We start from the raw sequence: 21,391 nt of genomic DNA, 5'->3' as shown, positions 1-21,391 counted from the left end.
GCCCGTGGGCACGGTGCCGGTCGGCCGGACGGCTCCGCGCCCGGAACCGGCCGGTCCGCGGTGCTTCCCTCCACGTCGGCCGGGGACGGGGGGCGGTGGGCCCGGGGCCGTGTCCGCCTACGCCTTGCGTCCCCACGCCGAGATCATCGGGGCCGTCGCGAGGTCCATGGTGCCGGAGGCGACGTTCGCGAGGTGACGGTCGATGTCCTCGTGCGTGGCCACCCCGGCGCCGACCAGTTGGTCGCGGACCTGACGGATCGTCGCCGATTCGAGGGCGGCGCACGCGGGCGAGGTGACCGGGAAGTAGGCGTCGGCCTCCACACGGCGCAACCCGGCCTCCCGGAGCAGGCGGGGGAGGCGTCGGCCGTAGGAGAGGTCGGCGCCGCGTCGGGTCAGCAGGTGGCGGAAGCCGTGCCGCAGCCGGTTGGCCAGCTGCTGCTCGGGGCCGTACTCGTCGGGGCAGATCAGGGGCTGCAGAGCGGGGTCGGCGTCCTCGATCAGGAGCCGGCCGCCGGGACGAAGGGCCGCGATCATGGACCGCAACGCGTGTTCCCGGTCCGGGACGTGCACGAGGACGAGCCGGGCGTGCACCAGGTCGAAGCCCTCCCCCGGCGGCTCCTCCGCGCCCACGTCGTGGACGCGCACCTCGACCGGCGGCCGGCCGGCCGGAGCGACCCTCGAGGTGTCGATGTCGGTCGCGAGGACCCGGCCGGTCGGTCCCACCTTCTTGGCCAGCCAGGACACCACCGAGGTGCCGCCGGCTCCGGCTTCCCAGCACCGCCAGCCGGGACCGACGCCGAGCGCCTGGAGATGCCGGAACGTCGTCGGGTCGAAGAGGGTGGCGAAGGCGTCGAAGCGCTCCGCCGCCTCGGCCTGCCGGTTGTCGAGAAGGTATCCGTCGGCTCGCGTCATGCGCCGATCATCCCAGTTGTCCGGTCTGCCGGAAGCGGTCGACGCTCCGACGCGGCGTCCCTCCGGGCCGGCAGCGGGCCCGCCCGGGCCGGGGCCGGGCCGGGCTCGGGCCAGCCGGGCCGGGGCCGGCCCCGGCGCGGTGCGAACCGCCTGTCCACAGCCGGGAACAAAGCGGAATGCTCCCCTTCCACAGGCGCGTCCGCCGCTCCCGCCGGCCTGGCAAACTGGCGCATCAAGGCGCGGGAAGGCATGGCGCGAGCGGACCGACGCGAGGGGGACGCGGATGACGATGGCAGGGAATCTACGGAAGGTCACGGGGCTGGGGAGGGTCGGTGGTCTGCGCAAGGTGGCGCGGCTGGCGCGGCGTCGCCCGCGTGTGGACCTGAGCCATCCCGCCCGCTCCCCGCTGGGTTCCTCGGTGGTGAACTGCGTGACGTACCGGGACGGTGTCCGCACCCCCGAGGGCGGTGACCCGGTCGAGGCCGTGACGCGCATGCGCAAGCGGGGGGCCGGATTCGTCTGGCTGGGGCTGCACGAGCCGACGGACCAGGAGTTCGCGGGCGTCGCGGAGCTCTTCGACCTGCATCCGCTGGCGGTCGAGGATGCCATCGAGGCTCATCAACGCCCCAAGGTGGAGCGGTACGGGGAGACGCTCTTCGCCGTGTTCAAGACGGTCTGCTACGTGGAGCACGAGGAACTCACGGCCACCAGCGAGGTGGTGAGCACCGGCGAGATCATGGTCTTCGTCGGCCAGGACTTCGTGATCACCGTGCGGCACGGGATGCACGGCTCCCTCGGGCCCCTGCGGGAAGGGCTGGAGGCCGATCCCGCACAGCTCGCCAAGGGCCCGTCCACGGTGCTGCACGCGATCGCGGACCATGTGGTGGACGACTTCCTCAGTGTCATCGAGGCGTTCCAGGCGGACGTCGACCATGTCGAGACGGAGGTGTTCGCGGAGCACGGCGCCCGGGTCGATCCGGGCCGGATCTACCAGCTCAAGCGCGAACTCCTCGAACTGAGGCGGGCCGTGGTGCCGCTCGGCCGGCCGCTGGAGGAGCTGGCCGTACGCCCCTCCCGCGTGGTCCGTCCGGAGATACAGGCCTACTTCCGAGACGTCGCCGACCATCTGCTGCGAGCCACCGAGCAGATCGCGGCCTTCGACGAACTGCTCAACTCCATCCTCCAGGCGCACCTCGCCCGCGTGACGGTCGCGCAGAACGAGGACATGCGGAAGATCACCGCCTGGGCCGCGATCATCGCGGTACCCACCATGGTGTGCGGTGTGTACGGCATGAACTTCGACCACATGCCGGAACTGCACTGGCGGTACGGCTACGGTCTGGTCATCGGTGTGATAGCCGCCGCCTGCCTGGCACTCCACCGGGGCTTCCGGCGCAGCGGCTGGCTCTGAGGTCGGTGGGGCCCGCTCAGACCGAGAAGCCCACGATCCTCCGCGGCACGACACGGATGATGACGCGCGTCTCCTCCTCCTTCTCCGCGGGCGGATCGATGCCGAGGTACTTGTGAGAGAGCTCGCGCGGAAGCCACTTCTCGCCGTCGGGGACGATCTCGGCGGTGCCGCGGATCTCCACGGAGGTGTACGGGTCGGCGAGGTCGTAGACGGACAGGCTGATCCGTGGGTCCCGGCGGAGGTTGCGCACCTTCTGGCGTGCGTCCACGGAGGAGAAGAGCACGGTGTCCCCCTCGCGTTTGATCCACACCACGGAGTTCTGCGGGGCGCCGTCGGGACCGAGCGTGGCGACGGAGGCGAAGTTCCTGCCGTCCAGCAGGGCACGGACCGGTTCGTCGAAGGAGAGCGTGGAGGTACGGGCAGCGGTGGCATCGGCGGCAGCGCCGGAGGAGATCGTCATGGCGACAGCGTAGTTGTATGCGCGCGCATATAAAAGGAGTTGGAGTGCACGGAGTGCAGGGCTGTGCCGGCCGGGCGCGTCAGCCGCTCCAGGCGGGATGGCGTGGATCGTCGGCGCGCACCAAGACGTCGGCGGTGCCGGAGGGATCGGTCTCCTCCTCGTAGCGCTCGAAGGCGGGCAGGGTCCACTGCTCGGCCTCGGGGGTGCGACGGCGCAGGGCGCCGGGACCGAGGACCACGTGGACGCTCAGGTCGAGGGGGAACCAGTGGTGCAGCAGGAAGGGCCCGTGCAGCAGCAGCGCCCCGCCGGGCGGCAGGGTGGCATAGGGGCTGCGGGTGGCACGGTCGGTGACCGGGTCCCACAGGTCGGGCAGGACGCGCCCGTCACCGCCGGGCCCGAGCGGGTCGAAGACCTCGCGCCAGAGGGCACCGGTGTCGTGCCAGCCGCTGTAGTAGGACTCGACGTCCTGACGTCCGTGCTCCAGGCGCAGCGAGGCGGGGCGCAGGAAGCCCTGCGTGCCGACGACGAGGGCGGGGCGGCCGCGGACGCGCAGCGCCTCGGAGACCCGCTCGGCGAGGTCGCCGGGGCGGGCGGCCGGCGCGCCGTCGAAGGCGACACGCGGCCAGGCGGATCCGTCGGCGGGCGCGAGGTCGAGCACGCGCTCGGCGAGCAGGTCGCCGAGCCTGTCCCAGGTGATCGCTTCCAGTCGCACCCGCCCATGATGCGTCAGCCGCCGGTCCCCCCGCCTGGACGCCCGCGCATGCGCACGCGCCGCTCGGCCATGGCCGGCGCCGCCCGGGCGGAGATTGACTGGGGTGATCGACGGCCGGCGGTGCCGGACGGACAACGACTCGACGGGTGGGAGCTGACAGGACATGACCGAGGGACCGTACTTCGTGCTGACGGTGCTGGGTGCGCTCGGGACCGGTATGACGGCCGGCGCCTTCTACGCCTTCTCCGCCTTCGTGATGCGGGGGCTCGCCGCGCTGCCGCCCGCACAGGGAGTCGCCGCGATGAACGCGGTCAACAGGGCGGCGGTGCGCCCGGCCTTCATGCTGCTGTTCCTGGGGACGGCGGGGCTGGCCGCGGTGATCGCCGTGGTGACGTTCGTGCTGTGGCCGGAGGGAGCCGCGGTGGAGCTGCTGCTGGGCAGCACGCTGTATCTGGCCGGGTCGTTCGGGGTCACGGCGGCCGCCAACGTGCCGCGCAACACGGCGCTGCTCCGGCTGGATCCCGGCACCGCGGAGGCGGCCGGCCAGTGGCCCGTGTACGTGCGTGAGTGGACGGCGTGGAATCACGTCCGCACGGGCGCCTCAGCGGCGGCGGCGGTGGCGTACGTGCTGGCCCTCACCTGAGCACGCGGCCGGGATCCACGAAGCCGGCGGCGCCGGCACGAGGCAACCGGGCCGCGCGGACCGGAACACCGACCGCGAAAGGGGTGTGCGCCGCGACCGGACCCCGGCCACGGCACAGGACGGCACGCGTCCCACCGGTCGTGACACCGACGCGAGGTGAGCGGGGTGCGCCGGGCGGGGTGCGCCGTGACGGAGGGGCTCGGGCGGCCTGCGGCCGGGGGCGGCGGGACGTATCGTGGGGCGGAAGGACGCCGCACGACGGCGCGCACGGCCAGCCAACCGGTGAGCAAGGAACGACGGCCATGGCCGATCCCAAGGGTTTTCTGACCACACCCCGCGAGGAGTGGCCCCGCAGGCCGGCCGAGGAGCGGGTCCGGGACTGGGACGAGGTGTACGTCCCCGGTGCGCTGCTGCCGATCGTCGGTGCCCAGGCCGACCGCTGCATGGACTGCGGCGTTCCGTTCTGCCACGAGGCCTGCCCGCTCGGGAACCTGATCCCGGAGTGGAACGACCTGGTCGCCCGGTCGGACTGGCGGGCGGCGAGCGAGCGGCTGCACGCCACGAACAACTTCCCCGAGTTCACCGGCCGGTTGTGCCCCGCACCGTGCGAATCGGGTTGTGTGCTCGCCATCAACCAGCCGGCCGTCACCATCAAGAACGTCGAGTGCGCGATCGCCGACAGGGCCTGGGCGGAGGGCCTCACCCCGCCGTGCCCACCGGACCGGTTGTCCGGGAGGACGGTGGCGGTGATCGGGTCGGGACCCGCCGGACTGGCGGCGGCGCAGCAGCTGACCCGCGCCGGACACACCGTCGCCGTCTACGAGCGGGACGACCGGATCGGCGGGCTGCTGCGCTACGGCATCCCCGGATTCAAGATGGAGAAGCACCATCTGGAGCGGCGTATCGACCAGATGCGGACCGAGGGCACCAGGTTCCGCGCGTCGACGACGGTCGGACGGGACGTGGCCGCCGACGAGCTGCGGACCCGGTACGACGCCTTGGTGATCGCCGTCGGGGCGACCGCCTGGCGCGAACTGCCCGTGCCCGGCCGGGAGCTGGACGGCATCCACCAGGCGATGGAGTACCTGCCGCTGGCCAATCGGGTGTGCGAGGGCGACCTGGAGCGCTCCCCGCTGTCCGCCGCCGGGAAGCACGTGGTCATCGTGGGCGGTGGTGACACGGGCGCGGACTGCCTCGGCACGGCGGTCCGGGAAGGAGCCGCGTCCGTGACGCAGCTCGACATCTACGAGCAACCGGGTGCGGCGCGGGACGAGGAGACCGAGCCCTGGCCGACGCATCCGAGGCTGTACCGGCTGTCGGCCGCGCACGAGGAGGCGCGTGACCTGCGGTCCGCACCGGCGGCGGACGCGGACGCCAGGCTGTTCGCGGCGTCCACACTCCGCTTCGCCGGCGACGCGGAGGGTCGTGTGCGCTCACTGCGGCTGGTCGGAGTGGACGCCGGGCGCCGTCCGCTGGCCGGTACCGAGCGATCGCTCCCCGCCGACCTCGTCCTCCTCGCCCTCGGCTTCTCGGGACCCGGGCGAAAGGACGGGCTCGTGGACGGGCTGGGGTTGGCGCTGGAGTCCCGCGGCACGATCGCCCGGGACCGGGACTTCGCGACGAACGTGCCGGGCGTCTTCGCCGCCGGGGACGCGGCTCGCGGGCAGTCGCTCGTCGTGTGGGCGATCGCGGAGGGACGGGCGGTGGCGGCGGCCGTCGACCGGCACCTGTCGGGCGGCGCCACCCGGCTTCCGTCACCGGTCGGTCCGTACGACCGGCCGATGACGGCCTGAGCGCGCCCGCCGCCCGGGCGGTCCATCGGTTGTCCCTCGTTCCTCCTGATGTCAGGTGGTCGATCAGGTGCCAAGCAGTTTAAAAAAGAAGCATCAACAGAGTGCGCGTCTCAGGACAGCAGGAAGTCCGCCTCTCCCGCCTTCGCTCCCTCGATGAAGGCCGTCATCTCGGCGGACGTGTAGATCAGCGCGGGACCGTCGGGATCGGTGGACTGCCGGACCGCGATGCGGCCGTCGGAGAGCTTCATCGCTTCCAGGCAGTTGCCGCCGTTGCCGCCGCTCCACGGCTTGTGCCAGCCCTCGCTGCCCAGATCACGGGCGGGCATGCCGTTGTAGATCCGCTCGCCGCGGGTCCGTGGCGAGCGCTGGGGCTCGATGCGATTCATTCACAGCTCCTTGCGGAGATCCCGGAGGATCTCCTTCGTGCGATGTGCCGTGGCGGCCTGCGCCGCCATGCGGTCCATGACCTCAAGGTGGGTCGCCACCTCGGGGCGCGCGTCGAGGTAGACGGCGCCGGTCATGTACTCGCTGTAGACCATGTCCGGGAGTTCCGGCACGGCGAATCGGAACAGCACGAAGGGCCCGTAGGTGCCCGGGTGCGGCCCGTTGGAGAACGGGGCGACCTGCAAGGTCACATTGGGCAGCTTCGTGGCCTCGAGCAGCTTGTCGATCTGGGCACGCATCACCTCCGGGCCCCCCACGGGGCGACGCAGCGCGGTCTCGTCCATCACGACCCACAGCCTGGGCGCGTCGTCGCGGGTGAGCAGTTCCTGGCGTCGCATGCGCAGGTCGACATGGCGCTCGATGTCGTCGGGCCGGGTCTGCCCGATGGCTCCCGAGCGGAGCACTCCGCGCGCGTAGTCCTCGGTCTGCAGCAGTCCGGGGACGAAGTGGGGCTCGTAGGAGCGGATCAGGGCGGCCGCGCCCTCCAGGCTCACGTACATGGAGAACCAGCCCGGCAGGATGTCGTGGAAGCGCTGCCACCACCCGGGCTTGTTGGCGTCCTCGGCCAGCCGGACGAAGGCGTCGGCCTCCTCGTCGCCGATGCCATAGGCCTTCAGCAGGAGCTGGAGGTACGGGATCTTGAGGGCGACCTCGGCCATCTCCATGCGGCGGACGGTGGCCGGGGCGACCCGCAGGATGCGGGCGGCCTCCTCACGCTTGAGACCGGCGCGTTCCCGCAGGTCCAGCAGGCGTCGGCCGAGAACGACCTGGCCGACCGTAGGCGCTGACCGCGGCTCGCTCACCGCCCACCTCCTGAAGAGTCCCGAAAAAATCCACGTGCGGACAGCCCGGCGGCGCCATTCGAAGACCCTTTCGAAGGTCTGGGCAGACCTTCGCTGATCTGAAGTGGCGCCGCTCGACGTGCTGTTGCGAGCAGTGTGCCACGGCCGTCCAGACCGTCACACAGCACTCTGCATTTTTCAGAGTGACACTTGCCAAGTGTTCACGGCGGGGCGATAGTGGCAAGCGTGATTCCGTCCGCGCCCTTAGGAACAGACGCCACCGCGGGCTCCCTGGGCCTCGGTGCCGCCATGGGAGCCGGCCCCTCGGGAACCGCCGCCGCCCCGCGCCGGTTCCGCTTCGAGCTGGCCGCACATCCGGGCTCTCCCGCGCAGGCCAGACGCCTGACGCGCGCTCGGCTGAACGGCTGGTCGGTGTGCGAGGACACCTGCGACACCGCGGCCCTGGTGGTCTCCGAGCTGGTGACCAACGCGATCGTGCACACCGCGAGCAGACACATAGTGTGCGAGCTGCACGACGGCGCCGACCTGGTCCGCATAGCCGTGCGCGACGAGGGCTGCGCCCCGGGCCGGCCCCGCCCCTCGGCCGATCAGCAGCCGGAGGACGAGCACGGCAGGGGGCTGCTCCTCGTCGACGCCCTGTGCGATGCCTGGGGCGCCCACGAGCACGGCCCCGGCCTGCTGGTCTGGGCCGAGCTGCCGCGCAAGGCCGACGGGCCGCGCGACCCGTCGGAGCCCCACAACGACCTGGGCTGGGGCGCCCGCCCGAAGCCCGGCCCCGCCGACGGCACGGGCGACGACGGCGAGGCGGAGGGACGCCGGCAAGAGGCGCGCCGCGGAACGGGGACCGAATGGCTATGAGGGCTGCGTCCGGTATCCGACCCATCGGTCTGGACACACTGGTCCGCCTCCAGCGCGGACTGCACGCCCCCGGGACACCCCGGCGGCTGCCCGTGCCGGACGGCATGACGGCCCCGCTCGGCTGCGACGCGGTGGCGGTGCCCGCCCGCCTCGGCCCCCTGGTGCTCCCCAGGCTGCCACGCGTGGGCTGCGTCTACGCCGACGCCGCGCACTGGTGGTGGATCGTCCCGTCCGACTCCGACTACGCCCTGGAGTGGCCCGCGCCCGCTCGGTACGCCACCGGCGCGGTCGTCCCCGACGTCCCGAGCGTCCCCGGCCTCATCCACCGCCCGGACGGCACCGTCCCCTACACCCCGCCCATCCCGCTCTACCTCGCGCTGTGCCGGCTGACGAACACGACGCCGACGTGGTCGCGTCCGGTGACCGCGTAGGGAGCCACGGCGGCCTCCCGTACCACCCCGCACCACCGCGCCCGCCCCCATCACCACACCTGCGCACGACACTCCCACCGGCAACGCCCCTCCCGCACCACACCCTCCGCCGCACGGCGCCACCGCACCGCCACGCCCTCCCGCGCCACCGCGCCTCATCGCACCTCCGCGCTTCCCGGCCTCATCCCGCGCGCCCCTTTCCGGCATCCTCCGGCCGCGTGTGCGCCCGCGCGCCCCGGCCTCCCCGGCTCGCGCCCTGCCCGCAGGCACCCCGCCCGGCGATAGTGGCCGTCCGTCCACAATCGGGGGAGGCCGACGGTGCGCAGGAAGGGCGGCACGGAACCAGCCGGGGTGTCGGATTCGGAGCGGCTGCTCTTCGGCGGCCCGCTCCGCTACGACATGGGCTGGAGCCAGCACGCCGACGCCTTCATGGAGCTGGGCTTCCGGGCGATGCTGACCCGGCTGCCGTCCCTGCTGGCCTCCAGCCTTCGGCTCGCCCGGCAGGCCGACCCGCAGGCGGCGCGGACGGTGCTGGCAGCCGAGGTCGGCCGGGGACTGGCGCAGGCGGTCAGTCTGCTCGCCGTCAACAGCGTGCTGGCCGGTCTGCTGACCGCCGGCCCGATCGAGGAACGGCTGCGCGAGACCGTCCCGGCCCTGATCACCGTGGCCGCGGCGATGCTCGTCGCGGCGCTGTTGAGGGCGGCGTCGACGTACGCGACGGGGCGGCTGGAGCCCAAGGTGGAGCGGGTGGCCACCGAGCGTTACCTGGAGCGGGCGGCGGCCGTGGAACTGTCCGCCATCGAGGACCACGCCTTCCACAAGCTCCTGGACACCGCCCAGTACGGCGCCGCCTCAGCGCGGCGCATGATCTCGATCGGCACCCGCGTGGTGAACGCGATGATCTCGCTCGTCGCGGCGGCCGGCGTACTGACCGTGCTGCATCCGGCGCTGCTGCCGCTCATGGTGACGATGACCCTGCCGAGCGCCTGGAGCGCGCTGACCCTCGCCCGCCGCCGGTACCAGTCCTTCCACGCCTGGGTCCAGCACGAGCGGGCGGGACGGCTCCTGGCCAGACTGCTCATCGAACCGGCCGCGGCCCCCGAGATAAGGGTGCACGGAGTGGGGCCCTTCCTGCTGCGGCACTTCCGCGCGATGTCGGAGACCGCCGAGGCGGAGCAGGCCCGGCTGGCCCGCCTCGCGGCCCGTACCGGGCTGATCGCGGCGGCTTGGACGGGGCTGGCGACGGCGGCCACCTACGTCACACTCGGCGGGCTGCTGCTGGGCGGTGCGATGGCCCTGTCGGTGGCGGGTACGGCCGTGATCGCCGTCCGCACCGGCTCGCAGAGCCTGGGCACCCTGGTCGTGGAGGTCAACGCGCTCCATGAGGAGGCCCTGTTCGTCGGTGACCTGGAACGGCTGCACAGGGAGGCCGCCGCCCGCGCCATTCCGATGGGCGGTGCCGCGCTGCCCGAGGACCCGAAGGAGATCCGCTTCGAGAACGTCACGTTCCGCTACCCGGGGGACGCGACCCGCCCGGCGCTCGACGACGTGACCCTGTCGCTGCCGCTGGGCCGGATCGTGGCCCTCGTCGGTGAGAACGGCTCGGGCAAGACGACGCTGGTCAAGCTGCTCGCCGGGCTGTACACGCCGGACGGGGGCCGGATCACCTGGGACGGCGTCGACGCGGCGACGGCCGACCGGCACGGGCTCGCCGAACGCATCGCCATGGTGGCGCAGGACTTCAAACGCTGGCCGTTCACCGCGCGGGTGAACGTCGCCGTGGGCCGCTCCTCGATGCCGCTCGGTGAGGAACGCCTGGCCGAGGCGGTGGCCGAGGCCGGGGCCCAGGACGTGGTCGCGGACCTGCCACGCGGACTGGACACCTTGCTGGCCCGGGACTTCAGCGGCGGGCACGAGCTGTCCGGCGGCCAGTGGCAGCGCGTCGGGATCGCCCGCGCCGCGTACCGGCGGGGGCGCATCCTCATCGTGGACGAGCCGACGGCGGCCCTGGACGCCCGGGCCGAGCTGGAGGTCTTCGAGAAGATCCGCGCCCTGGCCGGCCGCGGGCAGACGGTGGTCCTGATCACCCACCGCCTGGCGTCCGTGCGCCATGCCGACCTGGTGCACGTCCTCGACCAGGGCCGGCTCGTGGAGTCCGGGACGCCGGACGAGCTGCTGGCCACCGGCGGGGTCTACGCGGAGCTGTACTCGTTGCAGGCCGAGCAGTTCACCAAGGCGCCGGTGCACGCACCGGAGGCGGGCTGACGGCTCGGGGGCGGGCTAGTCAGGGGACCGGCCGCACAGGGGACCGGCCGCGCAGGGGACCGGGCGCGTCAGGCGGCCGCGTCACCGGCGGCGTGTCCGCCGCGGACGATGACCAGGAACATGTCCGTGGCGAGATCCATGACGACCTCGGCGGGCAGGCCCTCCAGACGTCGCGCGTTCGCGAACTCCTCGGCCGGCCAGGATCCACGCGGTCCGCCGGCGGGAAAGCGTTCGAGCACCGTTCGCCCGTTCACCCCGCACCTCCATGTAGCGCTGTACTCGTAGAGTTAAACGCCAACCATGGAGCCAAAGGCTCGTGCGGTGATGGTACTGAGACATAGTTGACACTCGTTCACCGCAAAGTGTGACCCACGCCTCAGCCGTTCGGCCGTGTTCGCCACTCTGTGTGTCAGGCCTCGTACTCGTCGTGGTAGCGGACTCCCTCGGTTTCCACAGGCGCACCGAGCGCCGACGCGCGCCCCTCGGGTTTCTCCCAGGGCTCCCGCCGGCCGAGCGCGGTCAGGTCGAGGAGGCTGGTGGTCGAGCCGAGTCCGTCGAGGCCACGCCCGTAGGTCGAGTAGGTGTGGAAGACCCGGTCGCGGTCCCGCAGGAAGCAGCTGAGTCCGGGGCGCTCGACGAGTTGGCCCTCACGTTCCAGGGTCACCTCGAAGTCGGTGTTGAAGTCGCTGACGTACGACGAGTACCAGGGCAGGGTCCAGCCCATCCGCGCCTTGAAGGGAAGGATCTTCGGGTACGGCGCCCGGGAGACCGCCGCGAACGACGTACCGCGGGCCCTCAGGTGCGCGAGGTGCCCTGTCTGGTCCAGGAACGCGGAGCAGCCGCGGCAGCCGGCGTCCCACTCCGGAGCGAACATGAAGTGGTGGACGACGAGCTGGTCGCGTCCCTCGAAGAGGTCGAGCAGGGTGGCCTTGCCGTCACCGCCCTCGAACACGTACTCCTTGTCGACCTCCACCATCGGCAGCCCGCGCCGCTCGGCGTTGAGCGCGTCCCGCGCACGGGTGACCGCCTTCTCCTTGTCCAGTAAGGCCTCGCGCGCCGCGCGCCACTCCGCGCGGGTGACGATCTCGGGCAGGGACATGGCTGCGGCTCCTCCGGTGCGACGATCGGTCGAAGGGTGGTGACCGCCGGAACGAGCGGAACTCATCGCGGCTCGGTGGATTTCTTTTCCGAGCCGCCCTGCGGATGCGGGTCGGCGGCGCGGACCAGGTGTCGTACGCCTGAATGATCAGGTGTCGTACGCCTGGATGCGCCGGCCGTGCCCCCGGTCGGTCAGGGCGGGCAGCCGCTCCCCCAACTCCCGCACCACCGCGCGGACGTCGAGGGTGAGCAGTTCGCGGTCCCGCATGAGGACGCGCCCGTCGACGATCGTCGTGCGCACGTCGGCGGAGCGCGCGCTGTGCACGAGGGTGGCGGCGAGGTCGTGCACGGGCTGGGTGTGCGGGCCGGTGAGGTCGACGAGGACGAGGTCGGCCCGGAGGTCGGGCGCGATCCGCCCGACGACGTCCCCCAGCCCGACCGCGTGGGCGCTCTGCACGGTGGCGTGGTGCAGGGCCTGACGGGCGGAGAGCCAGCGGGGGTCGCCCTCGGTCGCCTTCTGGATCAGGGACGTGAGGGCCATCGACTCCCATACGTCGAGCGAGTTGTTGGAGGCGGCGCCGTCGGTGGCGAGGCCGACCGGGACGCCGATGTCGCGCAGGGCGCGGACGGGGGTGGTGGTGGGCCAGGCGAACTTGAGGTAGCCGCGGGGCGCGGTCGCCACGGCCGTACGCCCACCCGCGCGCGCGAGGAGCGGCAGATCGCCCTCGACGATGCCGGTGCCATGTGCGAGGAGCACGTCGGTGTCGAGGATCCCGGTGCGTTCCAGGATCTCGATCGGCGTGACGCCGTGCCGGGCGAGGCTGGTGTCGGTCTGGTCGCGGTTCTCCGCGGCGTGCAGGTGCACGGGCAGGCCGTGGTCGCGGGCGAGTCCGGCGGTGGCGGCGAGGTCGGCGTCGGTCACGGTGTAGGGGGCGTGCGGCGCGAGGGCGGTCGTGATGCGGCCGTCGGCGGTGTCCCGGTGCCGCAGCGCGAACTCGAGGGACCGTTCCCGCCCCTCGGGCCCCTGCGAGGAGAAGTAGGCCTGGCCCAGGAGGGCCCGCATCCCGCACTCGGCGACCACGGCGGCGACGGTGTCCATGGCGAAGTAGTGGTCCGCGAAGGAGGTGACGCCCGCGCGGATCATCTCGGCGCAGGCCAGTCGGGCCCCCAGCTCGACGTCGCGTTCGGTGAGGTTGGACTCGACGGGCCAGACGACGTCGTTGAACCATTCCTCGGTGGGCAGGTCCTCCGCCAGCCCGCGCAGGGCGACCATCGGCGCGTGCGTGTGGCAGTTGATCAGCCCGGGGAGGGCGACCTGGCCGCGCGCGTCGATACGGTCGGCCGCGGGAAGGTCCGCCACGGCGGCGGCCGTCGTCACGGAGTCGACGAGACCGTCCCGCACGACGACGGCCGCGTCCTGCGCGAAACCGATCCGTTCGCGATCGTCGTGCACGAGGACGGTGCAGCCGGTGATGACCAGGTCGGCGGGTCCGAGGCCCTCGGTGGGCTGCTCGTGGCTGTCGATGGACCGGGCACGGGAGCCGGTGGGCTGCTCACGGCGGCCAGGGAGCTTCTCACGGGGGCCAGGGGGCTTCTCACGGGAGGAGGGGGTCATCACGCCAACGTACGGCCCGGGCGGTGAGGTGGAAGCCGTCCGACGGGATGCTCACCCGGCCGGACGCGGTGCGGGCTCGTGCAGTGCCACGGGCCCGCGGCGCGCGGCGAGTTCGCTTCTCAGCTCGGCGAGCCGTGCGGTGTGGCGGGGCGTGAGCCGACCGGTGTCGTCGAGGTGCACGGCGCACGCGGTGGTGGTGTCGACGAGCCGTTCGAGGACCGCGGCGACCTCGTCCGTGCCCTCGGAGTGCCGCGCGAGGGCGGGCAGTTCGGCGGCGGTCAGCGCGATCGCGTTACGGGCTTCGGCCAGCGTGCGGTAGGCCTCGCGGCGCAGCGTCCACCGGGTGCCGCGGTCGCCGGACTCGCTCAGTACGTGGGCGAGGTAGGCGTGCGCGGCGGCGTCGGCGGCCTCGATGCGGGTACGGACGCCGCCGCCCCGTTGCCCCGGCATCGGCAGGTGCCCGACGACCAGCACGATCGCGCAGGCCAGCAGGGTCTCCCCGATACGGTTGACCGAGGCCTGGGGTTCACCGGCCACCATGATCAGGGCCAGGACGAGGACGGTGACCACGGTCGTCTGCGCGGCGAAGTGCCGTGCGGCGACCGGTATCAGGGCGCCGCAGACGGCAACGAGGGCCACGAGCCCTTCCGGGCGGGGCAGCACGGCGGCGAGCCCGGCGAAGAGCAGCGCCCCGAGGACCGTCCCGGCCGCCCGGCACAGCACCCGGGACGCCAGCGGTCCGAGGTCGGGCTTCACGAGGAAGACGGCGGTGGCGGGCAGCCAGTACCAGTGCTGGTGGGCCCCGTGCCAGGGCCCGTGGTGCAGGGCCTGGGCGACGGCGGCACTGGCCCCGAAGCAGAGCCCGGCGCGCAGCCCGTACTCGCGTCCGCCGGCGCCGAGCGCGGTGCGCAGCAGGGAGACGGCCGACCGCCTGCGGGTGTGCAGGTCGCGGCCCCGGCCCCGGTCGAAGGCCTCGGCGGCGTGCAGGAGGGCGTCGTCCAGGGCGCGCAGGGCGGGCTCGGTGCGGCTGGGCGCGGGCAGCGGACCGGCCGGGGTGTTGCCGCGGACGGCGGCGGCGAGCCGCCGGGGGCCCTCACCGGTCCGCGGCGGGAGGGACCGCTCGGCCCACGCGAGGGCGGTCGCCGCCTCCCCCAGCGGCAACGCGGCGGCGTACTGGGCGTGCAGCCGCCGTTCGTCCGCGGACGAGGCATGGCGTCGCAGCCGGGGCCCGGTGAGCGCGTCCTGCGCCTGGTCGAGGGCGGCGGTGAGCGCGGCCCTGCGGGCGACGGCGTGCTCGGTGCCCGCGGCGTCCAGGAGCGCCGCGACGGCATCGTAGACGGCGGCGACCGCGGCCCGCTCCCCGTCGAAGCGGAAGGCAAGGCGGGACTCCCCGCCGAGGGAACCGGGTGTGGGCAGCGCCAGCCGCAGCACGAGCAGCCACCCGGCGCCGGTGAGAAAGGCCGGCGCACTCTGCCAGGCGGGGCCGGGCAGCGGCATCCCGGCCCCTACGGCGGTGGTGACCAGCAACTGCGTGCCAGCCCCGGAAGCCACGGTTCCGACGGCACTGAACCCGCCCGCGACCAGTCCGAGGCCGGTCAGCACCAGCGTCAGCGGTACGGCGTCGAGGTGGTCACCGGAGTACGTCCCCACGAGCAGCCCGACCGCTCCGGCGAGCGCGGGGACGCCGATCCGCCGTACGGAGGTACGGCGGCTGCCCGGCCGGTCGTTGATGCCGGCGAGCATGGCGGCGATGGCGGCGACGACCCCCAGGTGCGCCCGGTCGGCGAGTATCGCGACCAGCAGCAGCGGCCCTCCGGCCAGCGCGCCGCGGACCACCGCGCTCCAGGGCACCGGGCCGCGTTGGGCGCTCAGGGCGTGGGCGAGCCACGGCGGAAGCGGGAGGGCGACGGGGCGGGCACGGCGGAGGGTGCGGAACACGGGGGGCGGGGCTCCTGTCGTCGGTCGAGGGCGGGGGTGAGCCTTCGAGCGACGGTGGCCGGGCCGGGTGGTGCACGGTCAAGCGTACGGCCGGTTCTCCAAGGGCCGGAAACGGACGGGTTTCGGTGATGTGAAGTCGGCCGGGCGGGCTGGGCCGGGCCGGGACCAGGCCGTCGGGCCTGACGGGCCAGACCGGGCCGAGCCGTCGGGCTCCTGGGAGCCGGGTGCGACTCCGGCCCCACTACCGTCGTGGTCAGCCCGCGTCCACTGCCTCGCTCAACATCAGCTCGGCCTCGGTCACCGATCGTGACAGGGACCGCGGATCCGGCCGCAGCGTCGCCAGCAGCCCGTTCATCGTGCCCAGCCCTGCCCGTTCGACGAGCCCCTTCTCGTTGGTGACCCACTCCCCCCGTGCCGCCATCACCGCGTGCGCCGTCTGCGTCGTGGCGAGGGCGATCGCGCCGGCCACCTGGGTGAGGGCGCCCTTGGGGGCGTGGCCGGCTCCGGCGTAGGCGAGGGTGGCCGTGGCCGCGCCGTACCAGCGCTCCGGGGCCGTGGCGCGGAGGGCCTCCGGGTACGAAGGGCGGGGCAGTTCGCCGCGCAGCACCCTGTTGATCGCCAGCTCGGCGACGACCAGGTACGTCGGGATGCCCGCCAGGTGGAACATGAGCGGCTCGACATCGAAGCGCCCCGCCTGCGCCTCCGCCACCTGGTGCTCGACCACGTCGAGGTCGCGGTAGTGCAGGTCCACCCGGCGTTCGTCGACGGTCAGCCACGCTCCCCCGTTGAAGACGCCGCCGCCCCAGCCGCCGACCTCGGAGACCTCTCCGGGCCAGCCGAGAGCACGGACGTCGGCCGGGTCGAAGGCGCCGCGGTAGTAGACCGCCAGGTCCCAGTCGCTGTCCGGCCGGTGCGTGCCCTGGGCGCGGGAGCCGCCGAGGGTGACGGCCCGGACGGTGGGCAGGGCGGCTAGTCGGTCGGCGGTGGTGTCGAGGAAGGTCCGGTCCGCGAGGAAGGGCACTGCCGTGGGCTCCTGACGGGAGGGTGCGGTCGGGTGGACGCCGAAGCGTACGCGCGGTCGGTACGCGGCACGAGTGGATTGTCAGTGGCACGCGTTATCAAGGGAAGCGTCACTGAGCGTAGCGGCGGGGGAGGTCGTGTCGTGATGGCATCGTGGAAGCGCGACGAAGGAAGCCCTGGCCGGCAGGGCAGGCGGGACGACGGCGGCCTCGGGCCGACAGAGAAAGAGAAGGAGAGCGGGGAACGGGCCCGAGAGCCCGGCGGCGGCGAGCCCGGGCCGGGGCGCGGTCACGTGTCGGCGGCGGGGTTGCGGGCCAGGGGGTGGACTGCGGAGATGGTGCGCCGGCTGCTCGGCGAGCCCGATCTGCTGCGCAGCCACCCGTACCTCCGCTCGGCGCCGCCGACACGCCTGTACGCCGTGGACCGGGTGGAGGCCGTGGAGCGTGGCGCCGCCTTCCGGGCCGCCGCTGCGGCCGTGACGCGCAGGTCCACCGCGGGGCGGGTGGCGGGCCGCATTCCGGGTGCGCGAGTTGCGGGCACGGCTCAGCGCGCGAGCGGGGGGAGAGCGAGCCGGATATTCGAGTGCGGAGGCAGTCGGGAGAGCGGACGATCGGGAGGCCGATCGCCCACCGCCCCAGGAGTCCCCGTGATCCAGCGCGTCACCGTGCCCGGCCTGTTCCCGCCGCCCACCTACGCTCATGCCTCGGTCGTCGAGGCCGGGACGAGGCTCGCCTTCCTGGCCGGGTCCGTTCCGCTCGACGGGGAGGGCCGGCTGGTCGGCGAGGGCGACCCGGTCCGTCAGGCGGAGCAGGTGATCGCGAACCTCACCGAGCAGGTGCGCGCCGTCGGGAGCGGGTTGGGCCACGTCCTGTCGACCGAGGTGTACGTCGTGAGCGCCGAGCCCGGCGTCCTGGCCGCCGTCTGGGAGGTCGTCGAGGCGTCGGGGCTCAGTGCGGGCCCGCATTCCTCGACTCTGCTCGGGGTGAGCTGCCTCGGATATCCCGGGCAGTTGGTGGAGATCACGGCGACGGCGGTGGTACCGGACGACGCGCCCGCCGACGCGCCGACCGCCGCCGCGCCGACCGCCGCCGCGCCGAGCTCCGACGTGTCGACCACCGCCGTGACGAACGCCGACGTGACGAACGTCGACGTGACGAGGCGGGAGCATCCGTGAGCGGGGAAGCGGACGGACAGGCGGTCGTCCTTCGGAAGGCGACGGCCGCCGATGCCCGCGGCGCGGCCGACGTCTGGTTGCGTTCCTTCGCCGCCGCGCTGCCCACGGTCGTCAGACCGCGGTCCGACGACGAGGTGCGGGAGTACTTCCACCATGTGGTGGTGCCCCTGCGTGAGACCTGGGTGGCGGAGACGGCGCGCGAAGAGGTCGTCGGCGTGATGGTGCTGGAGGGCGAGGAGCTGTCGCAGTTGTACCTCGCCCCGGAATGGCGTGGGCGCGGGATCGGGGACCGGTTCGTCGCGCTGGCCAAGGAACGCGCGCCGGGACGGCTCTCCCTGTGGACCTTCCAGGCCAACGCGCCCGCCCACCGCTTCTACGAGCGGCACGGCTTCACCGCCGTGGAGTGGACGGACGGCGCAGACAACGAGGAGCGGGAGCCGGACGTGCGGTACCTGTGGCAGCCCTAGGCGGCGACTCGGCCAGGGAGGCGGTACGGCAGCGTCCGTCCTTCCGCCGACCTCCGATCCCCGACCTCCGACCGGGGCGCGTCGGGATCGGGCACCGGCCTCAGGTGAAGGCGGCGTCAGGTGTCCCGCGCCCCGTGTCCGTGCGCGCGTACCTGTCCGTCGCCGCCACCAGTGCCTGGTCGCCGAGGGCACCGGCATCGTGCCCGGCCTCGTCCACGACCACCAGTTCGCTGTCCGGCCAGGCGTGGTGGAGCTGCCAGACGACACCGAGGAGGTTGCCGAAGTCGAGGCTGCCCTGCACGAGGGTGCCGGGGATGCCTTTCAGCAGGTGGGCGTCCCGGAGAACCACGCCCTTGTCGTTGCCGTCGCCGAGGAAGTGGTCGTTGCCCCAGTAGTGGGTGACGGTGCGCGCGAAGCCGAAGCGGAACTCCGGGTCCTCGAACCGGGCGACCGAGCCCGGCGGCGCGGGGATCGTCGCCGTCTCCCAGTCGGTCCAGGCGCGCGCGGCCCGCTCCCGGACGGCGACGTCCGGCGACTCCAGCAGGCGGTTGTACGCGGCGGCCGGATCGTCGTCGCGTTCGTTCTCGGGCAGCTCGGCCAGGAATCGTTCGTGGGCCTCGGGAAAGATCTTCCCCAACCCGCGGGTCAGGAGGGCGACTTCGGCACCGGAGCCGGTGGCGACCCCGGTCAGCACCAGCTCGGACACCACTCCCGGGTGTGTCTGCGCGTACCGCAGCCCCAATACCGATCCCCACGACACCCCCCACACGAGCCACCGCTCGATGCCGAGGTGGGCGCGGAGCCGCTCGAGGTCCGCCATGACGTGTGCGGTCGTGTTGACGCTCATGTCGGTGTGGTGGTCGCTCGCCGGGGGGACCGAGCGTCCGGCGCCGCGCTGGTCGAGAAGCACGATCCGGTACGCGGCGGGGTCGAAGTAACGCCGGAGGTTCGGACCGGCGCTGGACCCCGGCCCTCCGTGGAGGACCAGCGCGGGCTTGCCCCGTGGGTTCCCGCAGGTCTCCCAGTGGACGCGGTTGCCGTCACCGACGTCGAGCATGCCGTGGTCGTACGGTTCGATCTCGGGATAGAGGGCCATCGGTGCACCGTAGCGCCGTAGCGCCGTTGCGCCTGGCCGCTCAGTTCTTTTCGGCCCGTGCTCCGTGTGCCGGAGCTCACGCCGTGGGCAGCCCTGCCGTGTCGGCCGCCGTACGCAGCACGTCCCGGAGCATCTCGGGGGTGAGGCGGCCGGTGAACGTGTTGCGCTGGCTGACGTGGAAGCAGCCGAAGAGGTCCAGGCCGGGACCGTCGGAGGCATCCAGCCTGACGTGGCGACCGTGCCCGAAGGCGGGGCGAGGGCGGGGCACGGTCCAGCCCGACTCGGCGAACGCCGGGAGTGCGGCCTGCCAGCCGAAGGCGCCGAGCACGACCACGGCCCGCAGTGTGGGCCTCAGCAGCCCCAGTTCCCGGGTCAGCCAGGGGCGGCAGGTGTCGCGTTCGGCGGGGGTGGGCTTGTTCGCGGGCGGGGCGCAGTGCACCGGCGAGGTGACGCGCACGCCGAGGAGTTCCAGACCGTCGTCCGCACGGACGGCGGTGGGCTGCGAGGCGAGTCCCACGTCGTACAGCGCCTGGTACAGCACGTCCCCGGAGCGGTCCCCGGTGAACATCCGGCCGGTGCGATTGCCTCCGTGGGCCGCGGGGGCGAGCCCGACGATCAGCAGACGCGCGTCGGGCGGACCGAAGCCCGGCACGGGTCGCCCCCAGTAGGTCCAGTCGGCGAAGGCCGCCCGCTTGGTCCGGGCCACCTCCTCCCGCCAGTCGACGAGCCGAGGACAGGCCCGGCATTCCTCGATCCGCCGGTCGAGTACGGAGAGGCCGCTGCTGTTCATGCCTCCACCGTAGAACGCCGCCCGCCCGCCGTCGGAAGTCCGCTGCGGACAAGGCCACCGGGCCTGCGGCCGCAGGGGCACCCCGGCAGTGCCGGTCCGCCGTAAATGGAGGTCTCCCTCGTCCGGCCGGACGGCTAAGGTCGAACCATGGCTTGCGAGCATGACGAGGGCAGGAACGGCGGGACGGCCGACCCACGGGACGCCGACACGACGAAGGCCAGGACGACGGCCGACGGCAGCATCGCGGCGACGAAGACCCGGAACCCGGCCGACGGCGACATCGCGGGGAAGGCCGGGACCGCGGCCGACGGCGGGGCCGCCGGACAGCAGTCCGAGGCGGCCGGCGGCCGTGGCACCGGGCAGCCCGGCCCGGGCGACACGGCCACCGGCGGCTCCCAGCCCCCGGACCCCAAGACCGCTGCCGCGATCGCCGCCGCCGAGGCCGCCGGGCCGAAGAACGGTGAGACCGTCCGTGTGGACAGCTGGATCTGGGCCGTGCGTCTCATCAAGACCCGCTCCCTCGGCGCGACCGCATGCCGGGGCGGCCATGTCCGGGTGAACGGCGAGCGGGTGAAGCCCGCGTACTCCCTGCGCGTCGGCGACGAGGTACGCCTGCGGCAGGAGGGCAGGGAACGCGTCGTCGTCGTGAAGCGACTGATCCGCAAGCGCGTCGGCGCCCCGGTCGCCGCCCAGTGCTACGTCGACAACTCCCCGCCGCCCCCGCCCCGCGAGGCCGTCGCCCCCGCCGGCATCCGCGACCGCGGCGCCGGCCGCCCCACCAAACGCGATCGCCGCGAACTGGAACGGCTGCGAGGGCTCGAAAGCCTCAGCCGCGCCCGGAGGGATGCCGAGACCAGGCCCTGAGAGCGCGCCCTGCTCGCGGGCCCTGCCGCAGGCGTCATCCGCGGCGATGTCTGCGCCAGGGCGCCCGTCCGGTTCAGACGCGCCGGGGCCGCACCCGAAGAAGACGGAGAAGCTCCTCGTTGCTTCCGCGCCGGGCCCAGGCGATGACCAGGAGCGGCACCATGAGGATGACGGGGGTGGCGGCGTTCTCCCCGTCGAAGTAGGTGAGCTGGACGACGAACGCGCCGACCATCAGAGCACTGAGGGCCGTCGCGGCCACCGACTGCAGCACCGGGACCAACAAGGCGACCGCACCGGCCAGTTCGAGCGCGCCGATGGCGAACATGCCCGCGTTGCCCCAGCCCATCTCGGTGAAGCTGTCGGCCGCCGAGGAGTGCGCGATCAGCTTGGGCAGGGCACTCGCCATGGCGAAGAACACCGCGAGGAGCACCTGCACCACGCGCAGGACGGTCCGGGCGCCCCGCCCGCGGTCGCTGGCGGCGGGCGTCGCCGAGGCCGCGGAGGCACCAGGGCTTGAAGGGGCGGTGGGAGCGGCGGAGACGGTGGGGGCGACGGGCTGGGACATGTGGGTCTCCTGGGGAGGGGTCCGGAACGCTG

The 21,391-nt window shown here is 73.3% G+C and carries 22 protein-coding genes; 9 read left to right on the top strand and 13 right to left on the bottom strand.

All coding sequences use genetic code 11. The features are described 5' to 3' along the window. Positions 1-117: 117 nt before the first annotated feature. A complete protein-coding gene (locus ACGF5T_RS20765) occupies positions 118-912 on the bottom strand; it encodes a methyltransferase domain-containing protein (RefSeq protein WP_356607925.1) in 795 nt (264 codons plus the stop codon). Positions 913-1,195: 283 nt separating this feature from the next. Between ACGF5T_RS20765 and ACGF5T_RS20760 the strand changes: the two genes are divergently transcribed. Then, positions 1,196-2,323: a magnesium and cobalt transport protein CorA gene (locus tag ACGF5T_RS20760; protein ID WP_356607927.1), complete on the top strand. Its 1,128-nt coding sequence runs from the start codon at positions 1,196-1,198 to the stop codon at positions 2,321-2,323. A gap of 16 nt (positions 2,324-2,339) precedes the next feature. Here ACGF5T_RS20760 and ACGF5T_RS20755 read toward each other — a convergent pair whose 3' ends face one another. Together ACGF5T_RS20755 and ACGF5T_RS20750 are read right to left on the bottom strand one after the other, a co-directional pair. Then, the gene (locus ACGF5T_RS20755) at positions 2,340-2,783 is read right to left on the bottom strand and encodes a PPOX class F420-dependent oxidoreductase (protein ID WP_366766223.1); all 444 of its coding nucleotides are present in this window, start codon (positions 2,781-2,783) and stop codon (positions 2,340-2,342) included. A 79-nt stretch (positions 2,784-2,862) separates the two neighbouring features. Continuing rightward, positions 2,863-3,495, bottom strand: a complete 633-nt coding sequence (locus tag ACGF5T_RS20750; protein ID WP_366766222.1) for a uridine kinase — start codon at positions 3,493-3,495, stop codon at positions 2,863-2,865. 163 nt (positions 3,496-3,658) lie between these two features. On the opposite strand from ACGF5T_RS20750, the gene ACGF5T_RS20745 reads away from it, so the two are divergent. Both ACGF5T_RS20745 and ACGF5T_RS20740 read left to right on the top strand, forming a co-directional pair. Beyond that, positions 3,659-4,138, top strand: a complete 480-nt coding sequence (locus ACGF5T_RS20745) for an anthrone oxygenase family protein (protein ID WP_366766221.1) — start codon at positions 3,659-3,661, stop codon at positions 4,136-4,138. Positions 4,139-4,440: 302 nt separating this feature from the next. After that, a complete protein-coding gene (locus ACGF5T_RS20740) occupies positions 4,441-5,931 on the top strand; it encodes a glutamate synthase subunit beta (RefSeq protein ID WP_366766220.1) in 1,491 nt (496 codons plus the stop codon). A gap of 110 nt (positions 5,932-6,041) precedes the next feature. On the opposite strand, the gene ACGF5T_RS20735 is transcribed toward ACGF5T_RS20740, so the two are convergent. Then, the gene (locus ACGF5T_RS20735) at positions 6,042-6,317 is read right to left on the bottom strand and encodes a DUF397 domain-containing protein (protein WP_356607937.1); all 276 of its coding nucleotides are present in this window, start codon (positions 6,315-6,317) and stop codon (positions 6,042-6,044) included. Further along, positions 6,318-7,178, bottom strand: a complete 861-nt coding sequence (locus tag ACGF5T_RS20730) for a helix-turn-helix transcriptional regulator (RefSeq protein ID WP_361018477.1) — start codon at positions 7,176-7,178, stop codon at positions 6,318-6,320. 216 nt (positions 7,179-7,394) lie between these two features. Here ACGF5T_RS20730 and ACGF5T_RS20725 point away from each other — a divergent pair, with 216 nt between their 5' ends. The 3 genes from ACGF5T_RS20725 to ACGF5T_RS20715 all read left to right on the top strand — a co-directional run bounded on the left by ACGF5T_RS20725 (position 7,395) and on the right by ACGF5T_RS20715 (position 10,732). Next, complete coding sequence (locus tag ACGF5T_RS20725) at positions 7,395-8,036, top strand: ATP-binding protein (RefSeq protein WP_356607941.1); 642 nt, start codon at positions 7,395-7,397, stop codon at positions 8,034-8,036. Next, positions 8,033-8,467 carry a hypothetical protein gene (locus ACGF5T_RS20720; protein ID WP_356607943.1) on the top strand — a complete coding sequence of 145 codons (435 nt, stop codon included), beginning with the start codon at positions 8,033-8,035 and terminating at the stop codon, positions 8,465-8,467. Before ACGF5T_RS20725 ends, ACGF5T_RS20720 begins: the two co-directional genes overlap by 4 nt. Before the next feature lie 399 nt (positions 8,468-8,866). After that, complete coding sequence (locus ACGF5T_RS20715) at positions 8,867-10,732, top strand: ABC transporter ATP-binding protein (protein WP_366766290.1); 1,866 nt, start codon at positions 8,867-8,869, stop codon at positions 10,730-10,732. Between the two features lie 68 nt (positions 10,733-10,800). Here ACGF5T_RS20715 and ACGF5T_RS20710 read toward each other — a convergent pair whose 3' ends face one another. The 5 genes from ACGF5T_RS20710 to ACGF5T_RS20690 all read right to left on the bottom strand — a co-directional run bounded on the left by ACGF5T_RS20710 (position 10,801) and on the right by ACGF5T_RS20690 (position 16,404). Beyond that, positions 10,801-10,986: a hypothetical protein gene (locus ACGF5T_RS20710; RefSeq protein ID WP_053129041.1), complete on the bottom strand. Its 186-nt coding sequence runs from the start codon at positions 10,984-10,986 to the stop codon at positions 10,801-10,803. Between the two features lie 155 nt (positions 10,987-11,141). Continuing rightward, a complete protein-coding gene (locus tag ACGF5T_RS20705; RefSeq protein ID WP_356607945.1) occupies positions 11,142-11,831 on the bottom strand; it encodes a DUF899 domain-containing protein in 690 nt (229 codons plus the stop codon). 147 nt (positions 11,832-11,978) lie between these two features. After that, entirely contained in the window at positions 11,979-13,445 is a 1,467-nt protein-coding gene (locus ACGF5T_RS20700) for an amidohydrolase (protein WP_366766219.1), read from the bottom strand. A 51-nt stretch (positions 13,446-13,496) separates the two neighbouring features. Then, positions 13,497-15,383: an FUSC family protein gene (locus ACGF5T_RS20695; protein ID WP_366766218.1), complete on the bottom strand. Its 1,887-nt coding sequence runs from the start codon at positions 15,381-15,383 to the stop codon at positions 13,497-13,499. A 253-nt stretch (positions 15,384-15,636) separates the two neighbouring features. After that, the gene (locus ACGF5T_RS20690; RefSeq protein ID WP_361018463.1) at positions 15,637-16,404 is read right to left on the bottom strand and encodes a nucleotidyltransferase domain-containing protein; all 768 of its coding nucleotides are present in this window, start codon (positions 16,402-16,404) and stop codon (positions 15,637-15,639) included. Positions 16,405-17,049: 645 nt separating this feature from the next. On the opposite strand from ACGF5T_RS20690, the gene ACGF5T_RS20685 reads away from it, so the two are divergent. Together ACGF5T_RS20685 and ACGF5T_RS20680 are read left to right on the top strand one after the other, a co-directional pair. Beyond that, positions 17,050-17,577, top strand: coding sequence for a RidA family protein (locus ACGF5T_RS20685; RefSeq protein WP_366766217.1), 528 nt, complete (start codon positions 17,050-17,052; stop codon positions 17,575-17,577). Then, positions 17,574-18,044, top strand: coding sequence for a GNAT family N-acetyltransferase (locus ACGF5T_RS20680; protein WP_366766216.1), 471 nt, complete (start codon positions 17,574-17,576; stop codon positions 18,042-18,044). Before ACGF5T_RS20685 ends, ACGF5T_RS20680 begins: the two co-directional genes overlap by 4 nt. A 100-nt stretch (positions 18,045-18,144) precedes the next feature. Here the strand turns inward: ACGF5T_RS20680 and pip are convergent, their stop codons facing one another. Together pip and ACGF5T_RS20670 are read right to left on the bottom strand one after the other, a co-directional pair. Next, the gene (pip, locus tag ACGF5T_RS20675; protein ID WP_366766215.1) at positions 18,145-19,140 is read right to left on the bottom strand and encodes a prolyl aminopeptidase; all 996 of its coding nucleotides are present in this window, start codon (positions 19,138-19,140) and stop codon (positions 18,145-18,147) included. Positions 19,141-19,216: 76 nt separating this feature from the next. Further along, positions 19,217-19,930 (bottom strand): uracil-DNA glycosylase, encoded by a 714-nt coding sequence (locus ACGF5T_RS20670; RefSeq protein ID WP_356607959.1) that lies wholly within the window; start codon positions 19,928-19,930, stop codon positions 19,217-19,219. A gap of 279 nt (positions 19,931-20,209) precedes the next feature. Here ACGF5T_RS20670 and ACGF5T_RS20665 point away from each other — a divergent pair, with 279 nt between their 5' ends. Then, a complete protein-coding gene (locus ACGF5T_RS20665; protein WP_392888747.1) occupies positions 20,210-20,794 on the top strand; it encodes an RNA-binding S4 domain-containing protein in 585 nt (194 codons plus the stop codon). 73 nt (positions 20,795-20,867) lie between these two features. Here the strand turns inward: ACGF5T_RS20665 and ACGF5T_RS20660 are convergent, their stop codons facing one another. Next, the gene (locus ACGF5T_RS20660; protein ID WP_366766214.1) at positions 20,868-21,359 is read right to left on the bottom strand and encodes a DoxX family protein; all 492 of its coding nucleotides are present in this window, start codon (positions 21,357-21,359) and stop codon (positions 20,868-20,870) included. Positions 21,360-21,391: the final 32 nt, after the last annotated feature.

Origin of the sequence: Streptomyces sp. NPDC047853 (genome assembly GCF_043204535.1) — a bacterium.
Classification (GTDB): domain Bacteria; phylum Actinomycetota; class Actinomycetes; order Streptomycetales; family Streptomycetaceae; genus Streptomyces.
The sequence above is the reverse complement of the archived record's forward strand: the minus strand, read 5'-3'. Positions and strand labels throughout refer to the sequence as shown.

What these genes read in the sequence shown, in the direction of transcription:
- pip (WP_366766215.1), bottom strand. Translation starts at nt 19,140, where the DNA reads ATGGCCCTCTATCCCGAGATCGAACCGTACGACCACGGCATGCTCGAC.
- ACGF5T_RS20660 (WP_366766214.1), bottom strand. Translation starts at nt 21,359, where the DNA reads ATGTCCCAGCCCGTCGCCCCCACCGTCTCCGCCGCTCCCACCGCCCCT.
- ACGF5T_RS20760 (WP_356607927.1), top strand. Translation starts at nt 1,196, where the DNA reads ATGACGATGGCAGGGAATCTACGGAAGGTCACGGGGCTGGGGAGGGTC.
- ACGF5T_RS20765 (WP_356607925.1), bottom strand. Translation starts at nt 912, where the DNA reads ATGACGCGAGCCGACGGATACCTTCTCGACAACCGGCAGGCCGAGGCG.
- ACGF5T_RS20700 (WP_366766219.1), bottom strand. Translation starts at nt 13,445, where the DNA reads ATGACCCCCTCCTCCCGTGAGAAGCCCCCTGGCCCCCGTGAGAAGCTC.
- ACGF5T_RS20705 (WP_356607945.1), bottom strand. Translation starts at nt 11,831, where the DNA reads ATGTCCCTGCCCGAGATCGTCACCCGCGCGGAGTGGCGCGCGGCGCGC.
- ACGF5T_RS20745 (WP_366766221.1), top strand. Translation starts at nt 3,659, where the DNA reads ATGACCGAGGGACCGTACTTCGTGCTGACGGTGCTGGGTGCGCTCGGG.
- ACGF5T_RS20755 (WP_366766223.1), bottom strand. Translation starts at nt 2,783, where the DNA reads ATGACGATCTCCTCCGGCGCTGCCGCCGATGCCACCGCTGCCCGTACC.
- ACGF5T_RS20670 (WP_356607959.1), bottom strand. Translation starts at nt 19,930, where the DNA reads ATGAACAGCAGCGGCCTCTCCGTACTCGACCGGCGGATCGAGGAATGC.
- ACGF5T_RS20740 (WP_366766220.1), top strand. Translation starts at nt 4,441, where the DNA reads ATGGCCGATCCCAAGGGTTTTCTGACCACACCCCGCGAGGAGTGGCCC.
- ACGF5T_RS20735 (WP_356607937.1), bottom strand. Translation starts at nt 6,317, where the DNA reads ATGAATCGCATCGAGCCCCAGCGCTCGCCACGGACCCGCGGCGAGCGG.
- ACGF5T_RS20720 (WP_356607943.1), top strand. Translation starts at nt 8,033, where the DNA reads ATGAGGGCTGCGTCCGGTATCCGACCCATCGGTCTGGACACACTGGTC.
- ACGF5T_RS20715 (WP_366766290.1), top strand. Translation starts at nt 8,867, where the DNA reads ATGGGCTGGAGCCAGCACGCCGACGCCTTCATGGAGCTGGGCTTCCGG.